This window comes from Collinsella sp. SGI.184, assembly GCF_050313415.1.
Classification (GTDB): Bacteria; Actinomycetota; Coriobacteriia; order Coriobacteriales; family Coriobacteriaceae; genus Collinsella.
Genome location: NZ_JBNPLJ010000025.1, coordinates 1 through 21,358 on the forward strand (window position 1 = coordinate 1; position 21,358 = coordinate 21,358).

General features: G+C 58.9%; 13 protein-coding genes. All 13 read right to left on the bottom strand.

The window, feature by feature from the left end; all coding sequences use genetic code 11:
- Positions 1–84 precede the first annotated feature (84 nt).
- Complete coding sequence (gene larD, locus ACQRAJ_RS08125; RefSeq protein WP_427719871.1) at positions 85–816, bottom strand: D/L-lactic acid transporter LarD; 732 nt, start codon at positions 814–816, stop codon at positions 85–87.
- 49 nt (positions 817–865) lie between these two features.
- On the bottom strand, positions 866–2,143 hold the full coding sequence (gene larA / locus ACQRAJ_RS08130) for a nickel-dependent lactate racemase (protein WP_427748316.1): 1,278 nt from the start codon (positions 2,141–2,143) through the stop codon (positions 866–868).
- A gap of 990 nt (positions 2,144–3,133) precedes the next feature.
- Complete coding sequence (locus ACQRAJ_RS08135) at positions 3,134–5,947, bottom strand: phosphoenolpyruvate carboxylase (protein WP_370450652.1); 2,814 nt, start codon at positions 5,945–5,947, stop codon at positions 3,134–3,136.
- Between the two features lie 257 nt (positions 5,948–6,204).
- Complete coding sequence (gene hisS / locus ACQRAJ_RS08140; RefSeq protein WP_427729192.1) at positions 6,205–7,518, bottom strand: histidine--tRNA ligase; 1,314 nt, start codon at positions 7,516–7,518, stop codon at positions 6,205–6,207.
- A 308-nt stretch (positions 7,519–7,826) separates the two neighbouring features.
- Positions 7,827–9,131, bottom strand: coding sequence for an MFS transporter (locus tag ACQRAJ_RS08145; RefSeq protein WP_154517689.1), 1,305 nt, complete (start codon positions 9,129–9,131; stop codon positions 7,827–7,829).
- Between the two features lie 3 nt (positions 9,132–9,134).
- Positions 9,135–10,433, bottom strand: coding sequence for a M20 family metallopeptidase (locus tag ACQRAJ_RS08150; protein WP_427748317.1), 1,299 nt, complete (start codon positions 10,431–10,433; stop codon positions 9,135–9,137).
- 116 nt (positions 10,434–10,549) lie between these two features.
- Positions 10,550–11,533, bottom strand: a complete 984-nt coding sequence (locus ACQRAJ_RS08155; RefSeq protein ID WP_427748318.1) for a DMT family transporter — start codon at positions 11,531–11,533, stop codon at positions 10,550–10,552.
- Positions 11,534–11,740: 207 nt separating this feature from the next.
- Positions 11,741–13,930, bottom strand: a complete 2,190-nt coding sequence (locus ACQRAJ_RS08160) for a YhgE/Pip family protein (protein ID WP_427748319.1) — start codon at positions 13,928–13,930, stop codon at positions 11,741–11,743.
- Positions 13,931–16,696, bottom strand: a complete 2,766-nt coding sequence (locus ACQRAJ_RS08165) for a YhgE/Pip family protein (protein WP_427748320.1) — start codon at positions 16,694–16,696, stop codon at positions 13,931–13,933. It lies immediately after the preceding gene.
- Between the two features lie 463 nt (positions 16,697–17,159).
- Positions 17,160–19,184 (bottom strand): molecular chaperone HtpG, encoded by a 2,025-nt coding sequence (htpG, locus tag ACQRAJ_RS08170; RefSeq protein WP_427719038.1) that lies wholly within the window; start codon positions 19,182–19,184, stop codon positions 17,160–17,162.
- Between the two features lie 202 nt (positions 19,185–19,386).
- The gene (locus tag ACQRAJ_RS08175; protein ID WP_427729180.1) at positions 19,387–19,887 is read right to left on the bottom strand and encodes a GNAT family N-acetyltransferase; all 501 of its coding nucleotides are present in this window, start codon (positions 19,885–19,887) and stop codon (positions 19,387–19,389) included.
- Positions 19,888–19,926: 39 nt separating this feature from the next.
- Complete coding sequence (locus ACQRAJ_RS08180) at positions 19,927–20,577, bottom strand: tyrosine-protein phosphatase (protein WP_427729178.1); 651 nt, start codon at positions 20,575–20,577, stop codon at positions 19,927–19,929.
- A gap of 25 nt (positions 20,578–20,602) precedes the next feature.
- Entirely contained in the window at positions 20,603–21,358 is a 756-nt protein-coding gene (locus tag ACQRAJ_RS08185) for a CpsD/CapB family tyrosine-protein kinase (RefSeq protein WP_427748321.1), read from the bottom strand.

Sequence of the window (21,358 nt, forward strand, 5' to 3'; positions counted from 1 at the left end):
AGTGCGCAGCGGGGGTTCTTTCATGTCCGAGGACGCGCTGGGAAGTTACCCCATGCGGCCAGCGGACAACTATGTGGCCTTGGACTAGAACATGCCCAAGAAACCGTGCACAAACAGCGCGGCCAGAGCGGCACCGATAAACGGCGCGATGCCAGGAACGAGCAGGCCGTACTTCCAGTTGTTGTCAGCCTTGTTCTTGATCGGCAGCACCTGATAGGCCATGCGAGGACCAAGGTCGCGTGCCTGGTTCATGGCGAAGCCGGTGATGCCACCCATGCCCATGCCAACGGCCCAAACGATCAGGCCGACGCAGATAGCGAGCATCAGAACGTTCTCGCCGGCGCGGCTAGCGGCAGCAAGGATGGCGCTGATGAACACAAAGGTGCAGATAGCCTCACAGAAGAAGTTGCGTGCATAGTTCGTGCCCTCGGTGGTGGGGTTGGTCGAGAAGATGTTGCGCTGGGCAATGGGGTCAACAACGCCCTCGGAAGCCTTGAACTCATCGGCATACATAAACCAAGCGATTACGGCGCCCACAAAGCCGCCGAGCATATCGGCAATCATGAAGGGGATGCAGCTGCTCCACGGCACCAGACCGACGATGCACTGGGCGAGCACCATAGCCGGGTTCATGCACACGGCGCCGCCAAAGACAAACAGGCAGACCGAGATGCCAAAAGACCAGGTGGTGATGGCAAACATGTGGCCGGAGCCCTGATACTTGGTGCCCTTAAGCACGGTATCGCAGTGTACGCCCACGCCAAAGATGATCATGAGGGCCGTTGCGCCGAATTCGCAGAGGAGCTTGGTAAGCATAAAACCTTATCTTTCTTGTCGGTTACAAACGATTCGTTTAGGCCGCGCGCTAGTGCTGAGCGACGACAACGCCCAGGCCATCGGGAATGACGGCTACCTTGGCATCGGCACCCTTCATTTCAAAGGCGAGCTTGAGCGCCTCCTCGAGGGTGTTGACCGGCGTCATATGCATATCCTTGAGCATCTGGTGATCGCACAGGTCGGTGACCATGATCACAGGGTGATGCGCCAGGATGCGGGCAAAAATCTGGCTCGTCCACTGGTCGGGCAGGGTCTCGTCCTTAGGACGGTCGATGCAGGCGCGCTCAAACTCTGCCGGATCGTTGTCAGCGATGTTGTGATAGAAGCCCTCGCCACCGTGACCATCGGCGCAACCGGCGACATCGATGATCACGCCGCCCTCGGGAAGTGTGGCCTCGGCAGCGCACATGCCCTTCACGGCCTGATAGACGTTCTGATCGAGCGGATAGCCACCGTTGGTGGTGATGGCAATCTCGCACTCGACGGGCTCAACGCCGGCAAGGCTCTTCACGAACTCGCAGCCGGCCTCGTGCGCCTTGTGAATGTCGCCGGCAAAGGAGCCGATCACCTCGTGCTTGCCGTTGAGCACCACGTTGAGCACAAAGGCAAGGTGAGCCATCTCGGCAGCGGCAAACATGTCCTCGCTCACGTGGTTGTGGCACAGGTTGCCGGCGCGCGAATGGGAATCGTTCACAAACTGGCCGTTGTGGTTGTACATGATGGTCTTGTAGCTGGCGATGCCGGGCAGCACGGACTTGCGGCTGCCAGAAAAACCGGCAAAGAAGTGCGGCTCAATAAAGCCCTCGGCAAGCAGTAGATCGCAATCGGCGGCAATCTTGTTGATGATGCACTCGCCACCAGAAGGCAGGGTGCCGATCTTTTCCATCATGCTGTCGTCGGTCGCGACGTGCATGACAATTTCCTCGTTGGCAACGATCTCCTCGCCATACTTGTTGACGAGTTCCTCGTGCGTCGATGGACGATGCATACCCGTAGCAACCAGAATGCGAACGCGCGCCTCAGGCGCAGCGGAGTGGATGTGATGCAGCAGAATAGGCATCGTCACACGCGAGGGAACGGGGCGCGTATGGTCAGAGCTAATGATGACAATATCCTTCTTGCCAGCGCAAAGCTCCTCGAGCGAAGGCGATCCATAAGGGTTGGCAAGCGACTCCTCTACCAGCTCTTCCTGCGATTTTGCAGTCTTAAACTCGTTTTGGTGACCTTCCATCACACCCGCGAAGTTCTTATCCTCGAGCTCTAGATGCAATGTCTTGTGGTCAAACGGCAGTTCACATTCAAACAATGACGAGCGCCCTCTTCCTTTCAGCTGACACACTAGATAAACCGTTGGAAGGATACGCCGCTCACCGAAAAACGCCACCGTCCACCGAGTCGTTAACACAACGTTCATATTTGACCCACAACAAAACGGCCGCGATCCCAAACGGGACCGCGGCCTCCTGTCAAAGAAGCTATGGGCAGGGTGGATTACGCAGCGCCGAGGCAAACATCAATCCTGTGGCATGCGCGTGTAAGCTATCTTGCATAAATAGGTCAATATACTGCATAGAATGACGCATTGGGTTTCGAACCGCAACATGGTAGCCCCCTCCGGAGCGTGCATTTTTGCGAGTATTCAGCATCGCAAGATAAGATTTTCGTGTCAAAAGTCTTTCAAAAGGTAGATCGTCCTCATGACTCGCCCCATCTGGATAACATGCGGCGAGAAACCAGCCATATATGAGCATCGCCAAGGCCCAATTGTCTTGCAAAATCATCAACAAAGGCAGCGAGGACCGGCTATGGCCTTATGCATCGATTTTTGGCTGCTGAAAACTCCGTTTTTTGCACGTCGCCCCAGGCACCACCCTCACCCAGCGGCCTTCCGCCGAAGCTAGACATCGCAGGGCCCGCCATAAGTTTACTTTTAGGCACACTCCGCAGGACGCAAGAAGCCCTCGCCGCACTCCACGCTATGCGCGAAGCGCGCCATTCTTCTCCTCAGCTTTAATTCCAGAAGACCGAGGACGAAGGGGCCCGACGGGTTTCCCTCTGAATGCATTCCGCAGCACGAAGCCCATTCCAAACGCGCGAAGCGCGCTATTATTCCTTCAGCAAGTAATCCGCCGAAGGACGGATATCGCAGGGCCCGCCATAAGTTTACTTTTAGGCACACTCCGCAGGACGCAAGAAGCCCTCGCCGCACGAAGTGCGCAGCGAGGGCTTCTTGCATGTCCGAGGACGTGCCTAAAAGTAAACTGATGGAGGGCCCGGACGACTGCAGGGCTATCGATTACCCCGTGTTCTGCAGACCTGCCGAGACGCCGGTCACAGTCGAAAGAATCAGGCTCATGTACTCGGCCTTCTTCTCCTCGGCCATCTCGTCCTGGTTCATACGCACCTCGCGAAGGGCGCGGACCTGGGCGATGGACAGGGCGTCGACGTAGGGGTTACGCACGCGAACGGCACAGCCGAGCACGCGACGACGCTGCAGCGGCCACTCGTCACCAACGATGGCAAGGACCCACTTGCGGGTGAGTTGCATCTCGGTAAAGACCTTCTTGGACAGATCATCGCGGTCACCCAGATGCAGATACATCTTGGCAATGCGCTGATCGGTCTTAGCAATCGACATCTCGATGTTATCGATAAAGGTGCGGAAGAACGGCCACTCCTGGTAGGCAGCCTTGAGCTGGTCAAGATCGCCCAGCTGCTCGCAGGCGGTGCCCAGGCCGTACCAAGCGGCCAGGTTAATGCGTGCCTGGCTCCAGCTGAAAATCCACGGAATGGTACGCAGGTCGTCGAGCGACTTGGCACCCAAGCCGCGCTTGGCGGGACGCGAGCCAATCGGCAGCAGACCGACCTCGGTCAGCGGCGTCACAGTCGAGAACCACGGTGCAAAGTCCTCGGTGTTCAGCAGGTCCAGATAGCGCTCGTGGCTTGCGGCGTTGAGTTTCTCGGCCATATCCCAGAACTTCTGCGTGGTCTCGGTGTTGGTCTTCTCGACGCTCGGGGCCGACTGCAAAAGCGTTGCGGCGGCAACGGACTCAACATGGCGCTGAGCCAGCGTGCGGTTGCCGTAACGGGCAAAGATGACCTCACCCTGCTCGGTGAGCTTAAAGAAGCAGTTGACCGAACCCTTGGGCTGCGCCAGTACGGCCTTGTTGGCCGGGCCGCCACCACGGCCCACGGCGCCGCCGCGACCGTGCATGAGCACCAGGTCGATATCGTTCTTCTCGGCCCACTTCGCGATGCGCTCCTGCGCGGAGTGCAGCGCAAGCATGGCCGTGGTAGGACCGGCATCCTTGGAGGAGTCGGAGTAACCCAGCATAACCTCCATGCGGCGGTTGGTCTGGGCAAGACGCTTCTGCACCACGGGCAGCGTAAGCATCTGGTCGAGCACGTCAACACAGCCCTCGAGGTCCTCGAGCTGCTCGAACAGCGGGATCACGTCGAGCTCGGGAACGTCCTCCTCGTGTGCGAAGGACAGGTGGGCCAGCTCAAAGACGTCGGCCACATGCTGGGCACTCTTGGTAAACGAGATGATGTAGCGGTGTGCCATCTTCTTGCCGTAGCGCTTTTGGATGGAGCCGATAGCGCGGAAGGTGTCGATGACCTCGCGCGTCATGGGCTGCAGGTCGCCATGGATACCGTTTTCGTGGATATCCTTAAGGGCGCGGGCATGCACCACGGAGTGCTGACGGAACTCCATCTCGACCATATGGAAGCCGAAGGACTCGACCTGCCAGATGATGGTCTGCACCGGGCCGTAGGCGGCACGGACGGCACCGCAGGCAGCCAGCGAACGCTGGACGACGCGCAGGTCATCCAGGAACTCGTCGGCGCTGTGATACATGGTGTCGGTGATACGGCGTACGGTGGCGTTCAGACGGTCGGCCATGACGAGCATGACGGCGCGATGCGGCTCGTGCTCGGAGATAAGCTCGGCGCGGGCCGTGTAATGCGCACTCATCTCGACCTGATGGTTCCACAGGTTGATGAGCTCGGCAGACGGCTTGCTGTAGGTGGCCTCGAGCGTGAGGTTGCGGCCGATGCGGCGGCACTTGTCCTCGAGCTTGAGCACCATGTGGGTGAAGTACTTGGCGGCGACCTCACGGCTCACCTTGGCGGTGACGTTGGGGTTACCGTCGCGGTCGGAACCGATCCAGCTGCCGGGATGGAAGAACGCCGGGCACAGCGGCGGCACGGTACCGGCCTTGTCACCCAGCACCCAGTCGTCAAAGCGACGATAGATGACGGGGATGACGTCGAACAGCGTGTTATCGAAGATGTCGATGATGGTATCGGCTTCCTCGACCGGCGTGGGCTTCTTGAGCGCGATGGGGCTCGTACGCACCAGGGCGTCGATCTCCTGCAGCATATGGCGCTCGTTCTCCACCAGGTCGGAGCCGCCCAGACGCGGACGCTCCTCCAGCAGGTTAGAGATACGGCGAATCTTGCCCTCGACGGCCTTGCGACGGGCCTCGGTGGGATGCGCGGTAAAGACGGGATGGAACTCAAGCTTGCCGAGCAGCTCGTTGGCGCCCTCGACACCCATCTCATCCACCAGCTGGTGATAGGCGACGGTGAGTTCGTTGGCAGGATCGACCTCGGTATCGGTCGATGCGCCGGCCTCACGCTCGCGCAGCTGCTTCACACGGTAGTTCTCCTCCGACAGGTTTGCCAAATGGAAGAAGCTCGTAAAGGCGCGGACGATAACCTGCTGCTTATCGAGCGGTAGGCTGTCGATCAAATCGACGACCTCGCGAAACGCCACAGCAGTGGGCTCGTCGGCGGTGGGCACGCCCTGCTCGTCGACGGCCTCGTCGGCGGCACGGCTACCGGGGTTGCCGGCATTGGCCACGATCTCGGCCGACAGAATCTTGTCGAACAGGTCCGCGATCTCGGGATCATACTCGCTAAGCACACGGCGCTCCAGGCGCAGGAACAGCGCAAGGTTGTCGCGCAGCTCCTCGGGAATCTCAATCTCGGCGAGACGCTCCCTGGACTCGGCATTCGAGCCGATTCGGTTAACGAGGCGGTTGACCACGGCAGCGACGCGCGCCGCGGCTTCGGGTACAGACTGGTTGCTTAGGTTCTCAGCCACGTTTCCTCCCATTCCTCCTTCTATGCACGTAACATGCGGTATTCATTATAGGCACTTGAGAAACACTTTCGACACTGATTGCGCTTTACCACACAAAAGTATTTTCTGCATTGCAAGGCTTTTTACCCCAAATGGTCGTATTTCTCGGTGGGCGGCATATGCAAACGGGGACATTCCGCATAAAAGCGAAACACCCCCGTAACAATCGTTCGCCGCGAGCGGGACGCGTTAGCGGACCCGCAGCTCAAAATGATGCCCTACAGGCGCTCGCGAACCGCCTCGACAACGTTGGCCAGATCGACCAGTACCTCGTCATGGCTCTGCATGTCGCGCACCTTGACCTTGCCGGCTGCAAGCTCGTCGCCGCCCAAGACCAAAATGAGCTTGGCGCCCACCTTGTCGGCCTGCTTAAACTGAGCCTTGAGCGAACGACCCTGATAGTCTGCCTCGGTCACGATGCCTGCGGCGCGAAGCTTCTGCGTAATGGCAAAAACGTTCTGACGCAGTTCCTTGCCGGCGTTGGCAACGTAGACACACGGAGCCTCATCGGCACCCAGGTCGCTGCCAAAGGCCTGCAGGGCCAGCAGGGCGCGCTCAAAACCGACGGCGAAGCCGACACCGGCCGTGGGCTTGCCGCCCTCGAGCTCGACCAGGCCGTCGTAGCGGCCGCCGCCACCGATGGAGCCGACGCCGGCGCCGGGGGCCTCGACCTCAAAGACGGTACGGGTGTAGTAGTCCAGGCCGCGCACCAGGGTGGGGTCCTCGACATACTCGATGCCGGCGGCATCCAGATAGCGCTTGACCTGCTCGTAGTGCTCGCGGCACTCGTCGCACAGGTTGTCACCCATCAGCGGGGCCTCGGCCATGATCTCGCGGCAATGGTCGTTCTTGCAGTCGAAGGCGCGCAGCGGGTTGAGCTCGGCGCGCTCGCGGCACTCATCGCACATCTCGTCGGCGTGATCGAGAATGAACTGCTTGACCTGTTCGCGATAGGCCGGACGGCACTGGGCATCACCCATCGAGTTAATGAGCAGACGGAGCTTGGAAAGATCGAAGCCCAGACGCTTGTAGAACTCCATGAGCATAATGATGCACTCGGCGTCCGCAGCCGGATCGGGAGCACCGAGCCACTCGATGCCCACCTGGTGGAACTGACGCAGGCGGCCCTTCTGGGGGCGCTCGCCGCGGAACATGGCCTCGGCATAGTAGGCCTTAAACGGCGTGGAGCCCTGGGGCACCAGGTTGTTCTCCACGACGGCGCGCACCACGCCGGCAGTGCCCTCGGGACGAAGCGCCAAGCGCTGTTTGGGCTTGAGCTTGGCATCGGTGCCCTCGGTAAAGACACGCTCCAGGTTGGCGCCGCTAAACACGCGGAACATCTCCTTGCGCACGACATCGGTCGACTGGCCGATGCCGTGGACAAACACGTCCACCTGCTCGATCGCGGGCGTCTCGATGGGCTTAAAGCCAAACGGCTCGAACACGCCGGCAGCGATCCGCTGCATCTTTTGCCAGGCGCGCATCTCGGCGCCGATAAGGTCGCGGGTTCCCTCCGCCTTCTGTGCCTGCATGGGCAAACACCTTTCTTTTAGTATCGCGTCATAGGTAGTGGTCATTATACGGCACAAAAACAAAACGCGGCGACGCGTCTGACCGAACGAGGGTATGGGGGCTCGTTCAGCCAGACGTGCCGCCGCTGCAGCCGATCCGCTTTCCTCCGCCCCCCTTCGAATCACACAATCTGTTGGGGACAGAGGAAAACGGATCATTTTGTATGCCCGTGGCCGCCTTGGAAACCGAATGATGGTACGAGCATCCATTCGGCTTCCAAGGCGGCCACGGACAGAACACGGGGCGAACAGAAAAGAGCGACGGACGTCTACTCCCCCGCCACGCTCGCACGCAGCTTAGCGGCGATGGGCTCGGATGCCAGCAGGAATACGAGCATGACCACAGAACACACCAGGCACACGATCCAGGTGCTCGCAAAGGAGCCCGTGGCATCGAACAGCACGCCCGAGACAATGGCACCCACGGTGCCGCCGACCATCTCGAGCGAGGTAATGGTGCCCGTGACCTTGCCCAGATCGGCCATGCCAAACTGCTTGGACGCGGCGATAGTGGGCGTGATGGTGCCCATGCACGTTCCGACACCAAAGCTCACGGCAGCCACGATGGGACCAAGATCGGTTGCGGGGAAGCACAGGGCGACGCAGGCGATAATGCACGCAACGGATCCCAACACGTTGCCAAAACGTAGGCCAAAGCGATCGTAAATGACGCCGAGCGAAATCTTGGCGATAACGACGGTGACCATATAGGCCGAAAGCACAGTGCCCGCCCACACGGGGTCGTGACCGCCCGTGACAATCTTGGCGCCGTTGACGGTAACGCTCGTCATGTTGGTGACCTGGTTGGGCAAGATGGCACCGTTAACGAGGCCCATAAAGAGAAAGGCGACGACAAGCAGCCAAAACGCCGGGCTCTTCTTGATGCGAGACCAACCGACGTTAACCTCGGGAGCCGTGTGCTCGTCCTTGTCGCCAGCTGTCGAGACGGACGGATCGCCCGGGTTCTCGCCGAGCGGCTTAAGGCCTATCTCAGAAGGCTTGGTGCGGAAGGAATAGGCCGTGATGGGCAGCGCCGCCACCATGCAGATGGCCGCGAGCACCAGGAAGGCGGAACGCCAGCCAACGCTCACGATAAGCGAGCTCACGGTGGGAGACAGAACAGCGCCTCCAAAGCCCGAGCCCGAAAGTGCTATGGAGATCGCAAGACCTCGCTTGGCCGTAAACCAGTTGGCGGTCACAAGGCTAATGAGCAGGCGGGTCGAGGCGACGGCAAAGCAGCCCGAGACGGCAAAGAGCACGTAGACCTGCCACAGCTCACCGACAAAGCTCATCCCGGCAAGAACGGCAGAGGTGGCGATAACGGTAAGGGAACCCAAGATGCGACCGCTCACTTTGTCGGCAACATGGCCAATGACAAGCGAGCCGACAACGCTCACCACGGTTGAGATGGCGTTGGAGATGTTGTACTGAGCAAGGGAAATGCCCAAGTCGCTCACGATAAGCGGCTGAAACAGGCTCATGCAGTTAACGAAAATCGTGTAACACGTGGCCATGATGACAAAGCCGGAGGCCACGACGAGCCAACCGGGGAAGAATTTATGCTGCTGGGACATGGATTACTCCTTGTGGTCGGCGATATAGCCCAGGGCGACCGCCGCATAAGCCGCGGCGCCGAGCGGCAACTCGGCATCGCTAAAGCGTGCCTTGGGATGGTGCTGGGCAAAGTGCTCATCCGTATCGGTCACAGCCGCACCGAGCGTAAAGTACGCGCTCGGTATCTCGCTCGAGATAAGCGCAAAGTCCTCGCTCGCCATGGCATGGAACAGAGGCAGGAAGGCGGCCTTGGGCAACGTCGCACCCACATAGCCAAGCGAAGCCTGGGTCATATCGTCATCGAGCACGAGCGGGGGAACATCCGAGAGCGTCTCGATAGTCGCCGGCGTACGATAAGTCGTGGCAACGCCTTTGACGACCTCCGCGATGCGGGTCTTGAGGTGCTCCATGAGCTCAACGTCAAAGCCGCGCAATGTTCCCTCGAGCACGCAGGTGTCGGGAATCACATTGGCCGCTTGGCCACCGGCAAACTTACCCACGGTGAGCGCGACCTCCTTGGCCGCCGGCACCTCGCGAGCGATAAGCTCCTGGAGCGCCAGGTGCACATGCACGCCTGCCGTGATGGGGTCGATGCAGATCTCGGGGCTCGAACCGTGGCCGCCCTTGCCCTGCAGCGTGATGCGGAAACCGTACACACCCGAAAGCGCCGGGCTGCCGTAGAGCACCAGACCAAGCGGCGACTGGCTGTTGACATGCATGGCAAAAGCCGCCTGAGGACGCGGGTTCTCGAGCAAGCCGTCGGCGATGGCAGCACGTGCCCCCTCAAAGGTCTCCTCGCCCGGCTGGAACAACAGCTTGACGGTGGCATTGGCGTCGACAAGCGCGGCCTCGCGAGCCTTGAGCAGGCGCGCCGCACCAAGCAGCGCCGTCGCGTGCATATCATGACCGCAAGCATGCATGCAGCCATTGGTAGATGCAAAGGGCTCGCCGGATTCCTCGACGACGGGCAGGGCATCCATGTCGCCGCGCAGCATAACGACCGTACCGGCCTGTTCGTCCGTGCAGACGCCATTGCCCTGGGCCGCGGCGGCACCGGCACCGACAAGGCCCACAACGCAGGAACCATCGACGAGCGTGGAAAATGGGATGTCCATCTCGTTCAGGCGCGCTTGGATATACGCAGAGGTCTGTGGGAGATCGTTACCGAGTTCGGGCATCCGATGCAGATCGTGACGCCATGCGGCAAGCTCATCGGCAAAAGCCTGAGCCTCTTTGACCAGACCGTCGCCAATGGCGGCTTGCGCCGCCGCTGAGGTCTGAAGCGCTGGTTGTGGTTGGAAATCGGACAGAGCTGGTGCCATAGATGCCCTCCAGTAAAGTTTTAGCAGCAAGAACTTTCATACTCTAAAGTGCAAGGCATAACTTTAAAGGCGACGCATAAAAAACGCCGCCCCAGAGGGACGGCGCAACAGATTGTTTACAAACGCGCTCGCGGCTTTTTACGCAAAAAGTCAAAGTGCGTCTCGCTCAAGATAATCGACAGGAAGATGAGCGCAAAGCCGGCAAGCAAACGCGAGGTGAGCACCTCCCCCATCAGCAGCACCGAGAACAGCACGCCCGATGGCGACTCCATCGAAAGCAGTAGTGAGCCCGTCGAGGCCGGGACATGCGCCAAGCCCACGTTTTGGATGAGCAAACCCACGCATGTGCAGCCTACCGAGAGAAATGCCATCACGCCAATAAAGCTCGGCGTCCACACGGATAAAGGCGCCTGGGTCTCGAACGGCAGCGAAGAGATCAGGCACAGCACACCGTTGCCCGCAAACATCCAAAACGTGATGACGTTGATGTCCATCTTGCGACCGTACTTAGCGGCCACCGCCATCTGGATGGCAAAGAAGACCGCGCCGCCCAGCGTAATAACATCGCCGACATTGAACTCGACGCTATCAAGCGCCACCAAGCCAATGCCCGCCAGACACAGCAACGCGGCACCCAAGTTGTAACGGGTAAGTTTTTCGCCGCTTAGGACATAGCTCGCAAACGGAACCAAGATACAGTACGTGCCCGTCAAAAACGCGCTTTTGCCTGCCGTGGTCTGCGCCAGGCCAATCGTCTGCAAACCGTAGGCACCCCACATGAGCGCGCCCATGCCAAGTCCAACAATCAGATTTCGAGCGTTGAAATGGGCAACAATGCGCTTGTGGAAGACGGCAAGCATGACCAGCGACGCCGGAAGAAAGCGAATGTAGAGCAGCTCGAACACCGGAATGGTATCGAGCGCGTCCTTCATGGTGGTAAAGGAATAGCCCCAGATGACCGCTATCGAAAGCAGCAATACCTTCCAGAACAGCGGCGAGCGCGCACCGGCACCGCGAGAGGCACCGCCGGCACCCAGGTCTTCGCGGGCTACAGGGCTATCGGGCATATTTTCGATTTCAATAACGGCATGATGGGCCATAGGGCATCCTCGCGCTCGGTCTGGGCGTGGTGTCCGCACGCGCGCGACCGCATGCCGCCTCATGGTCAAATAAAAACGGGACGCGCCGGACCCCCGGCACGCCCCGCAACTGTAGCAACAATCAAGCAGCCCACGCAATTCAGCCCACTAAAGTATCGAACAGAAAAGCCTCGATGCTCCGGCAATGTCAGCGTTCACATTGTTGCGCTAGATTAATTTAGTACTCTCCAGCTTTTCGATAATCCAGTCGTTGGCTTTGATGACCGGACGACGGAAGACCACACCCAGGGCCAGCGACGGAATCAGATAGCTCGCCAGAATACCCAGCTCAACCCAGTACTCCATATGGTAGGCGCCAGCCATGGCGGCATGCATGGCGTTGATGCCATGGGTAAACGGCAGGAACGGATAGATCGCCTGGAACACGGGGCCGGTCATCTCGATGGGGAACGTGCCTCCCGAGCCACCGACCTGCATGACCAACAGCACGACAGCGAGCGCCTTGCCGATATCGCCAAACGAAACCGTAAGCGTGTAGACGATATTGGAGAACACGAGACTCGCGACCCAGCCCGCCAACACAAACTGCAGCGGGTTGTCGCACTGGATTCCAAAGAACAGGATGTCGCCCGCACACACGAGCGTCGCCTGCAGCAGAGCCAAACCGCCAAAGAACAGGTAGCGACCCAGGTAGATTTCGTGCAGGCGCACGGGGACGAGCTCGTTGATAAGCTCATCGTCGACCGAGACCTTCATCATGGCCGCCAGTACGATCGAGCCAACCCACAGCGACAGAATCGTGTAGAACGGCGCCATGGCCGAACCGTAGTTGCGGATCGGATAGACCGGCTTGCGGTCGAGCGCGACGGGGCCGGAAAGCGATACGGCCAAACCCTCGGGATCGTTGCCGATCATCGTCTTAATCGTCGCAAGGTCATCCGACATCAAGGCACCGTCGAGCTCGTCCTTAAACGCGCCGATCTTGTCCGACGCCTCGCCCAGCTGATCGGAAACCTTGTTGACCAGCTTTGCAGCCTTGGAGAGGCCCTTTGCCAGCGAACCGGATGCGTCGGTCAGGCCGTCTACGGCGCTATCCAGATCGCCCGAGATACCATCGAGCGAGTCTAGAATGCCCGAGACGGTCTTCTTGAGCTCCTTGGCCTTAACCGAGAACGTGGAATCGTAATCGGATTTGGCGCCCGCGATGCCGGCCTTGGCATCGGCGATGGCCTGATCGACCTCGGCACGCGTGCTGTTGACCTCTGCCATGCTGTCAGAAAGGGACTTAGCAGTTGCCGTCAGGTCCTTGGCGTTGTTGCGATACTCCACCGCGATCCTGCCCAGCGATGTTGCTACAGACTTAAGGCTCTCCTGGAGCTTTTCGTCACTGACCTGCTCGGCAAAGCCGCGGAGCTGGTCGGCCGTGGCGTCGATATCGTCGGCACGTGTATTGAGCGCCGCCGCGGCATCGTTGAGCTGGGACACCGTAAGGTCCACATGCTGGTTTGCGGTGTCGAACGCCTTCGCGAGCTCGGCAGACACATTGTCGAACGAGCCCGCGCTTCCGTCAATCGCCGCGTCAACGGCATCGTTGGCGGCCTTGAGCGCTTCCTTGGAATCATTGATGCCGCTCTTGGCGTGTTCCATCAACTGCTTGGTCGACTCATCGACGGTACCCGTCTGCTTGAGCATACCGCTCGCCGACGTCAGCGAATCGGACGTGGAGCTCAAAATGCCCGCAAGCGACGTTGCGCTGGCCTGAATGTCCTGCAAGTCCTGGACCGAATCGCCAAGCGTCGAGGACAGGTTGGCGATAAAGTTGCTCACCTGGTCGGTGCTCATGTAATCGAGCAGGCTGGACACCGTCTTAAGGCCGATGGTCGTGATGGTCTTGGTAAAGGTCTCATTGACTTGGCTCTGGACGGCGCTCGAGCCCTTCTCGGTCACAATCTGGGCAATGGCGTTGGCCTTCTGGTTCTCGTAAAACTCGATATCGGCGTGCTTCACCTCAGTCGAGAAAAGCGTCATCATGTCGGCGCTAAACGTTTTAGGGATAACGACGGCAGCGTAGTACGCGCCCGACTTAACGCCCTCGATCGCCTTATCGCGGTCGTTGAGGACAACCCAGTCGAAGTTCTCGTTGCCGCGCAGGGTGGCGGTTACGTTTTCGCCCACGTTGACCTCGACGGGAATCAGATCGCTCTCGTAGCCCTCGTCGGTGTTGACCACGGCAATCTTAAGATTGCCGGTGTTGCCGTACGGATCCCAGCTGCCGGCGATGTTAAACCACGCGTACAGACACGGCACGATAATGAGACCCATCACGACAATCAAGCCGATCACGGAGCGAGACACGTTTTGGACATCGCGCTTAAACAGATGCAGGATGTTCTTCATTTATGCCTCACCTCCTTTGGAGTGCTTGCCAAGCGCGGTGGTATCTCCATCATTTGTGGCTGTGCTGTCGCTGCCCTGAGATTTATGGTGCGAGCCTATATGCGGCAAGCGGCCCGTGGACTGATCGCCGCCCTTGGCACCACGCTCGCTGGCGTTGAGGCCAAACATGTGGCGGGCGGCAGGAATGGCGGCCGTGTGTTCGCGCATCTCGCGACGCAAGTCCTCATCCGAAAGCGCCGAGATGCGCATCTGGGTATTGAGGCTCGCGCGGATATATTCGATATTGATAAGCCAGCCGCAGATGGCAATAACCGAGATGATCCAAATGACAAGCAGGATGATCTTGCCGTTATTGTCGATATCGAGAACCGTCGACAGGACAAAGAGCAGGACCTGAACGCCCACCACGGCGGCAAAACCGCCCTTGATGTAGTACGGGTAGCGATGTTCAAAGGCGACCGCATGATCGAGCAGTTCGCGACGGTACGAATCAGAATCGAGCATGACACGCATGGCCGTGCGCAGCGAGTAGCGCTGGCGCGGCAGGTCGTTGGACTCGCAAATCATCATACCGGTCGTGGAAAGCTGTTTATCAAAGAGCAGGTTAAGGTTGAGCAGCAGCGGACGCAGCTGTAGGCCGATAAAGAGCGCCACGATCAAGAACACGCCCAGAATGCACAGGTTAAACAGGTAGTTGAACGAATACATGCCGCCGACCGTCTCGCGCAGCAGATTGATGCCGTAGGTAAAGGGCAGCAGCGGATGCAGCCACTGGAAGAAGCCGGGCATCATCTCGATGGGGTACATGCCCGAAGAGCCCGGAATCTGCACAATGACCAGGATGACGCCGATCGCCTTGCCGATATGCTTAAACGTGGTGGACAGCGCATAGATGATATTGACGTAGGTGAACGAAATGGCGATGCCGCCCAGCACGAACAGCAGCGGGCTGACGCACTGCACGCCAATCACCAGATCGCCTACCGTAACGATAATGGCCTGGAATGCGCCCAGGATCACCAGTAGCAGCCAGCGGCCAAAGTAGCCCTGACGCGCGGTAAAGCTGCCGATGCCTTCGCGGTCGACCTCGAGCTTGTAGATAGCGATAAGCACGTAGCCGCCCACCCAAAGCGCCAGATTGGTATAGAAGGGAGCGATGCCCGAGCCAAAGCTCTTGACCGGGAAAATTGACTTGGAAGTCAGCTCTACGGGAGATGCCATAAAGTCTGCCACGTCATTGACGTCGACACCCATCAGATCAGCCAGCTCGCCCATGGACTCGGAGGTCTGCAGCGCCGCAATGTCGTTGGCGGCGGTTGCGAGCTTGTCCTGGACCTTGGCAAGCGAGGCATCGGTCTGAGACAGCGTGGTCTTGGCCTGACCGAGCGTAGCGTTGAGTTGCGAAAGTGTACCGCGCGCACTTGCAATAGTAGGCGTGAGGCCAGACACGATTCCCGTCAGATCACCCGAGACGGCGGCAAATGAATCAAGCGCGCTCGAGGCCTTCGGCAGCGCGTTTTGACCCAGGTCCGTCTGGGCCTGGCCAAGGTTAGTCGCACCGGTCTGGATTGCGTTATTGATAGCGTCGCTGGCACCCGAGACAGCCGCGGCGTCATTCGCCATGGCGCTCGACTGCGCAGACAGACTATCCTTGATGCTCTGAAGCTTTTCATTCTGCTCGCGGAGCAAATCGATGGTCGATACAATGCGCGCGTCAATTTCCTCGGAACCTGTCGACGTGTCATTAACGAGAATTTCCAAGTGCCCGATAACGGCCTTATTGTGGTCGATCGTCGCCTGGAGAGACTCAAGCGAGTTGTCGATACGGGTGGTCGTAGATGTGACCGTGCCCGTCAGCTTGCCAATCGCAGCGTTCGCGGAGGCTGACGTCTTGGTGAGCGCAAGGCTGCCTTCCGAGAGCGCCTTGGAGAGCGAGGTGATGGAATTACCCGCCGTGGCGCGAGCCTCGCCCAGCAGGTCGTTGCCCTGGGAGATCGACTGCGTCAGCGACGGCGCCTGACCCTGTAGACCGGCAAGTGCTGCATCTGCCGAGGCAATGGAACCACTCGTCTTATCGATGGCGGCATTCATGTCGCCAATCGAACCACGCACCTCGCCCAAGGTATCGGATGCTTCGGACACCGAACTTGCCAGCGAATCCTGGGTCAGGGTTGCCTTGTCCTTTAAATCGACTCCGGCATCCTTGGCAATACCGGCAACGGTCTCGCCCGCCGTGGAGACAAATTCCGAGTTGATCTGCTCCTCGATGGTGCTTGCACCGGTGTCGGTAACCTTCGGCGCAATAGCGCTCTTCTTCTCATTGACGTAGTACGTAAGCTTGGGCTGATGGTAGTTGCCGTCGAGCATCGAAACCAGGTTATCCGAGAAGTTCTTGGGGATTACGATGGCCGCATAGTACTCACCGCTCTCGACGCCCTCTTTGGCATCGGCCGCCGAATCGACGAAGGTCCAGCCCAGCCGATCGTTCTCCTTGAGCTGATCGACGACCTTATCGCCCGCGTTGAGCTCGCCCACCAAGTCGTTTTGGGTGCCCTGATCGTTGTTGGCGATGGCAATCTTGATACCCTGGGTGTTTCCGTACGGATCCCAGTTGGCCACGATGTTGTACCAGGCATACAGCGAGGGAATAACACACACGCCGAGGGTAACCACCAGAGCGACGGGGTTCACGATCAATCGCTTGATGTCACGCTTAAATATCGCAAAGGAGACCTTTGCATCGGATAGTTTGCTGCCGAGACTCACGCTTGGACCATCCATCCTGTCGTTGAATCGAATCGTACTATCGATAACCATTGTACGAAGGCGTTTTAACGTCTCGATGCACAATGGTATTGAGTTTTGCGGGTAGCAATATACTACGAAGATGAGTTAACGTACAGTTGTACAGTATCTTAAATTTCAGCAGGTCACAAAACCACAACCCGCACAAATTAGCAACCCAACTAGTCATTGGGGACGTTCTTTAGTCATTGGGGACGCTCTTAAACGACCAGTCAAACAAGAACGTCGCAGGCGACTAGTTTGGACCACGGTAACGTCGATGTTTTGGCAATGCCAGCGAGCGGGCACCAGAGCGAACAAATTGGCATGAAAAGAGGACGGCATAGACCTTCTGGTCATGCCGTCCTCTTTGAATGACAAGTTGTCGCTCTGGTGCCCGCGCAGCGTCGAGCCGTTCCGCCGTTCGGCAGAACGGCGGAACCAATTACATAAGCTCGCAGACAGCCGCCGCGAAGGCAACGGGGTCCTCGGGCAAAATACCCTCGACGAGCAGGGCCTGGTCATAGAGCAGGCCGGAGTACTGCTTGATCTTGTCGGCGTCGCCCGCCTTCTGGGCAGCGACGAGCTTGGCAAAGACCGGGTGCTTGGCGTTGAGCTCGAGCACACGCTGGCTCTTGGGCATACCGTCGGGCGCACCCTCGGGACCCTTCTGAAGCACCTTCTCCATCTCGAGCGAAAGCGGACCCTCGGTGGTGATGCACGCGGGAGCATCGGTCAGGCGCGCAGAGACAGCGACCTTCTCGACCTTGTCACCGAGTGCCTCCTTCATGGCGCTAAAGAGGTCCTCGTTCTCCTTAGTGGCGTCCTCGGCCTCCTTCTTCTCGTCCTCGGTCGCCAGGTCAAGATCGCCGGTAGCGACATTCTTGAGCTCCAGGTGACGATCTTCGACCTCGGGCTCGGCACCGTCGGCAACGGCCTTCTCGGCAGCCTCGCGGGCAGCGTCGTCCTCGTAGATCTTGGGCATATCGACGGCAACGTACTCACGCATAGCCTGGAACGTGAACTCATCCACATCCTGCGTCAGCAGCAGCACGTCATAGCCGCGGTCGAGCACACCCTTTACCACGGGCATCTTGGTCAAGCGCTCACGCGAGTCGCCGGCGGCGTAGTAGATGGCCTTCTGATCTTCGGGCATGCCCTTGGCATACTCGGCCAGGGTAATCATCTTCTGCTCCTTGGCAGACCAGAACAGCAGCAGGTCGGCGAGCTCATCGGCCTTCATGCCATAGCTCGAATAGATGCCGTACTTAAGGCCACGGCCAAAGTTCTCAAAGAACTTCTCGTAGGCCTCGCGGTCGTTGTCACGCATATCCTCAAGGTCGGCGGTAATCTTCTTTTCCACACGCTTGGCGATGGCCTTGAGCTGACGGTTCTGCTGCAGCGTCTCGCGCGAGATGTTGAGCGACACGTCGGCGGAATCCACGACGCCGCGGACAAAGTTATAGTAGTCGGGAAGCAGGTCGTCGCACTTCTCCATGATCAGGACGTTGGAGCTGTAGAGCGCCAGGCCCTTCTCGTAGTCCTTGCTGTACAAATCGAACGGCGCGCGGCCCGGCACAAACAGCAGGGCGTCGTACTCGAGCGTACCCTCGGCGTGGAAGCTGATGGTGCGCGCAGGATCGTCAAAGTCGTGGAACGTAGACTTGTAGAACTCGTCATAGTCCTTCTGCTCAACATCGGAGCTGCGCTTCTTCCAGATCGGTGTCATGGAGTTAACGGTCTCGAGCTCCTGGTAGTCCTCGTACTCGGGCTTGTAATCCTCCGGCGCGTCCTCGGGCTTGGGTTTCTGGCGGCTCTTGGAGACCATCATTTGGATCGGGTAGCGCACATAGTTGCTGTACTGCTGAATCAGGCTCTTGAGGCCCCACTCGGTCAGGAAGCGATCGTAGGTCTCGGCCTCGCCATCGGCGTCGAGCTTCTCGTTCTCGCGCAGCGTCAGGATGACATCGGTGCCGTGCTCGGCGCGCTCGCCGTCCTCGATGGTATAGCCCTCAAGACCGTCGGATTCCCACACATGGGCGACATCCTCGCCATAAGCGCGGCTGACCACCTTCACGTGGCTGGCGACCATAAAGGCCGAGTAGAAGCCCACGCCAAACTGACCGATGATGTCGACATCCGAACCCTGCTGCTCGGCGTTCTCGGTCTTAAACTCCTCGGAGCCGGAATGGGCGATGGTGCCCAGGTTGCGCTCGAGCTCCTCGGCGGTCATGCCAATGCCGTTATCCGAGATGGTAATGGTGCGGGCGTCTTTATCAAAGGAGACGCGAATGGCCAGGTCGCCCTGGTCGAGCTTGACGCTCGGATCCTGCAGGCTCTTAAAATTGAGCTTGTCGACGGCGTCGCTCGCGTTAGAGATAAGCTCGCGCAGGAAGATTTCCTTGTTGGTGTAGATGGAGTTGATCATGAGGTCGAGCAACTTTTTGCTCTCGGTCTTAAATTGACGCATGTGCAGTCCTTTCGCGCTACCCCCGTCCGCAAAAACAGCCCGGTTACCCGAGCCGTATCGCAGACCTGCTATGTTCAGACTTAGATTTTATAACCCATTAGCGCGCATATATACATGCGGAATCGAAAAACTGTATGTCCGAGCACTCCGATGCGTCAATTGCCAAGGAGTGTCCCCAACTGCCGACAGGAAAGGAACGTCCCTATCTGCCATCTACGCGCTTGGCCATCCAGGCATGGGGCTGGCCCTCGTCTTCGTAGTCAACCGGGGCAATTTGTGTGTAGCCAGCCTTTTCATAGAGCGGCAACACGTATTCCTGCGCGTGCAGCTTAATAAGTTTAGCGCCGGCATCGCGTGCGCATGTATCGCTGGCCTCGACGATCGCGCTTGCCAACCCGCGACGACGCATAGCCGGCAGCACGGCGACGCGCCCCATAATGTAGGTCTCCCCCGCGGCGACGCCTTCGTCCAAGTCGCACGCCGGTGGCACCGGAGCCTCCGCATCTGCCGCGCGCTCCAGCTCCTCGGGAAACACGCGCGAGCAGCCGGTGAGTTGGCCATCCACATACAGCGTCACATGGACGCAGCCCGGGTCCTCGTCAATCTGGTCAAACTCGTTTTCATAGCCCTGTTCGTCCATAAAAACGGCGCGGCGCACCAGCGCCGCGTCCTCAAAGCAACCTGTCTTAAGTTGGATATCCAAGGCGGCCCCTTCATTCAGTAAGAACGTTAGGGACAGATTTTAGCGAAAATGAGCCCCGCGCACACTAAACTTCGCACGCGCTTTTGCCAGGCAATCGTAGTGGCCCACGTTATGGGCGTCACTCGCGATAAAGCTGTACAAGTTCTGGTCGAACAGGCGCTGCGCCGGCTTTTTCTCGCGACCAAAGCGCCCACCCGCAATAAAGTCGGCAGAAGCCTGCAGCTTACAGCCCATGTCGACCAGACGCTTAGCAATGCTTACGTCCTTTTGAATGGCACGGTAGCGCTCAGGGTGGGCAATAATCACCTGGCAACCGCGACACTGCAAGTCGTAGATCGTGTTCTCGTATTCCTCAAAGTCATACGAATCAGCACGCGTCGAGAGCTCAAGCAAAAACTCGTTTGAGTCATCGAAATGCAGGCGGTCGGCCCATTCGATGCCCAAATCCATGAGCTTGGCATGATTGACCTCAAAGCCCATCTGCAAATGCATATCGCCCGCATGCGCGCAAAGCAGTCGATAGGCCTCCCACATTTTTTCGAAGTCAAAATACGGGTCCCGGCAGTGTGGTGTACACACCATGTGCGTAACGCCGACGGCGCGGGCCGCCTCGAGCATCGCCAAGCTTTGCTCGAGGTTCGCCGCGCCGTCATCGACTCCGGGCAGGATATGACAATGGATGTCTCGCATATCGCCCTCTTATCTGCGTCGTTGCTCATTTCTTAAAGCGTTGCGCCTTCGCAGGGATGCCCGTTGCAGCCGCGCCGCCAACAGTGGGATCAACCCCCGCCGCAGCGTTGTTCTGCCCCTTATCCCCGCCATAATACGAGTAATAGTAGTCGTGGCTCGAAGTCTCGCAGTAGTTCATGACCGTACCGATCACGTTGACCTCGGCCTTGTTGAGCTGATCGAAAGCAGCGAGAATCTCATTGCGCTTGGCAAAGTCCTGGCGGACGACATAGATGGTGCCGTCGGTGATCGCGGCGACTTCGGCAGCGTCGACAAACGTGCCCACGGGCGGCGTATCAAAGATGACGTACCGGTACTTTTCCTCCAGCGCGGCGACAAGCTTGGCAAAGCGGCGCGAGGCAACGATGTCTGCCGGATTGGGAATGCGCGGCTCGGCGTCGAGGAAAAAGAGGTTGGGCTGACCGGTGTCGACAACGGCCTCATCGATCGACATCTGATCGGAAAGCACGGCGTACAGGCCGCCGGCATGACGGACGCCCAGCATATTGGCAAGTGTGTGGTGGCGCATGTCGCACTCAACCAGGAGAACGCTCTTGCCGCTGGTTGCGATGGCCTTGGCCAGGTTGAGCGCGATGGTGGACTTGCCCTCGTTGGGAATGGAGGAGGTCACCGTAATGGACTTGATGGGCGTATCGACACTCGCAAAGCGAATGTTGGCGAGCAGCGTCTTGGCTGCGTTGTTAAAGGCGAGGGTATCGCCGGACTTCTTTTTACGGGCCAT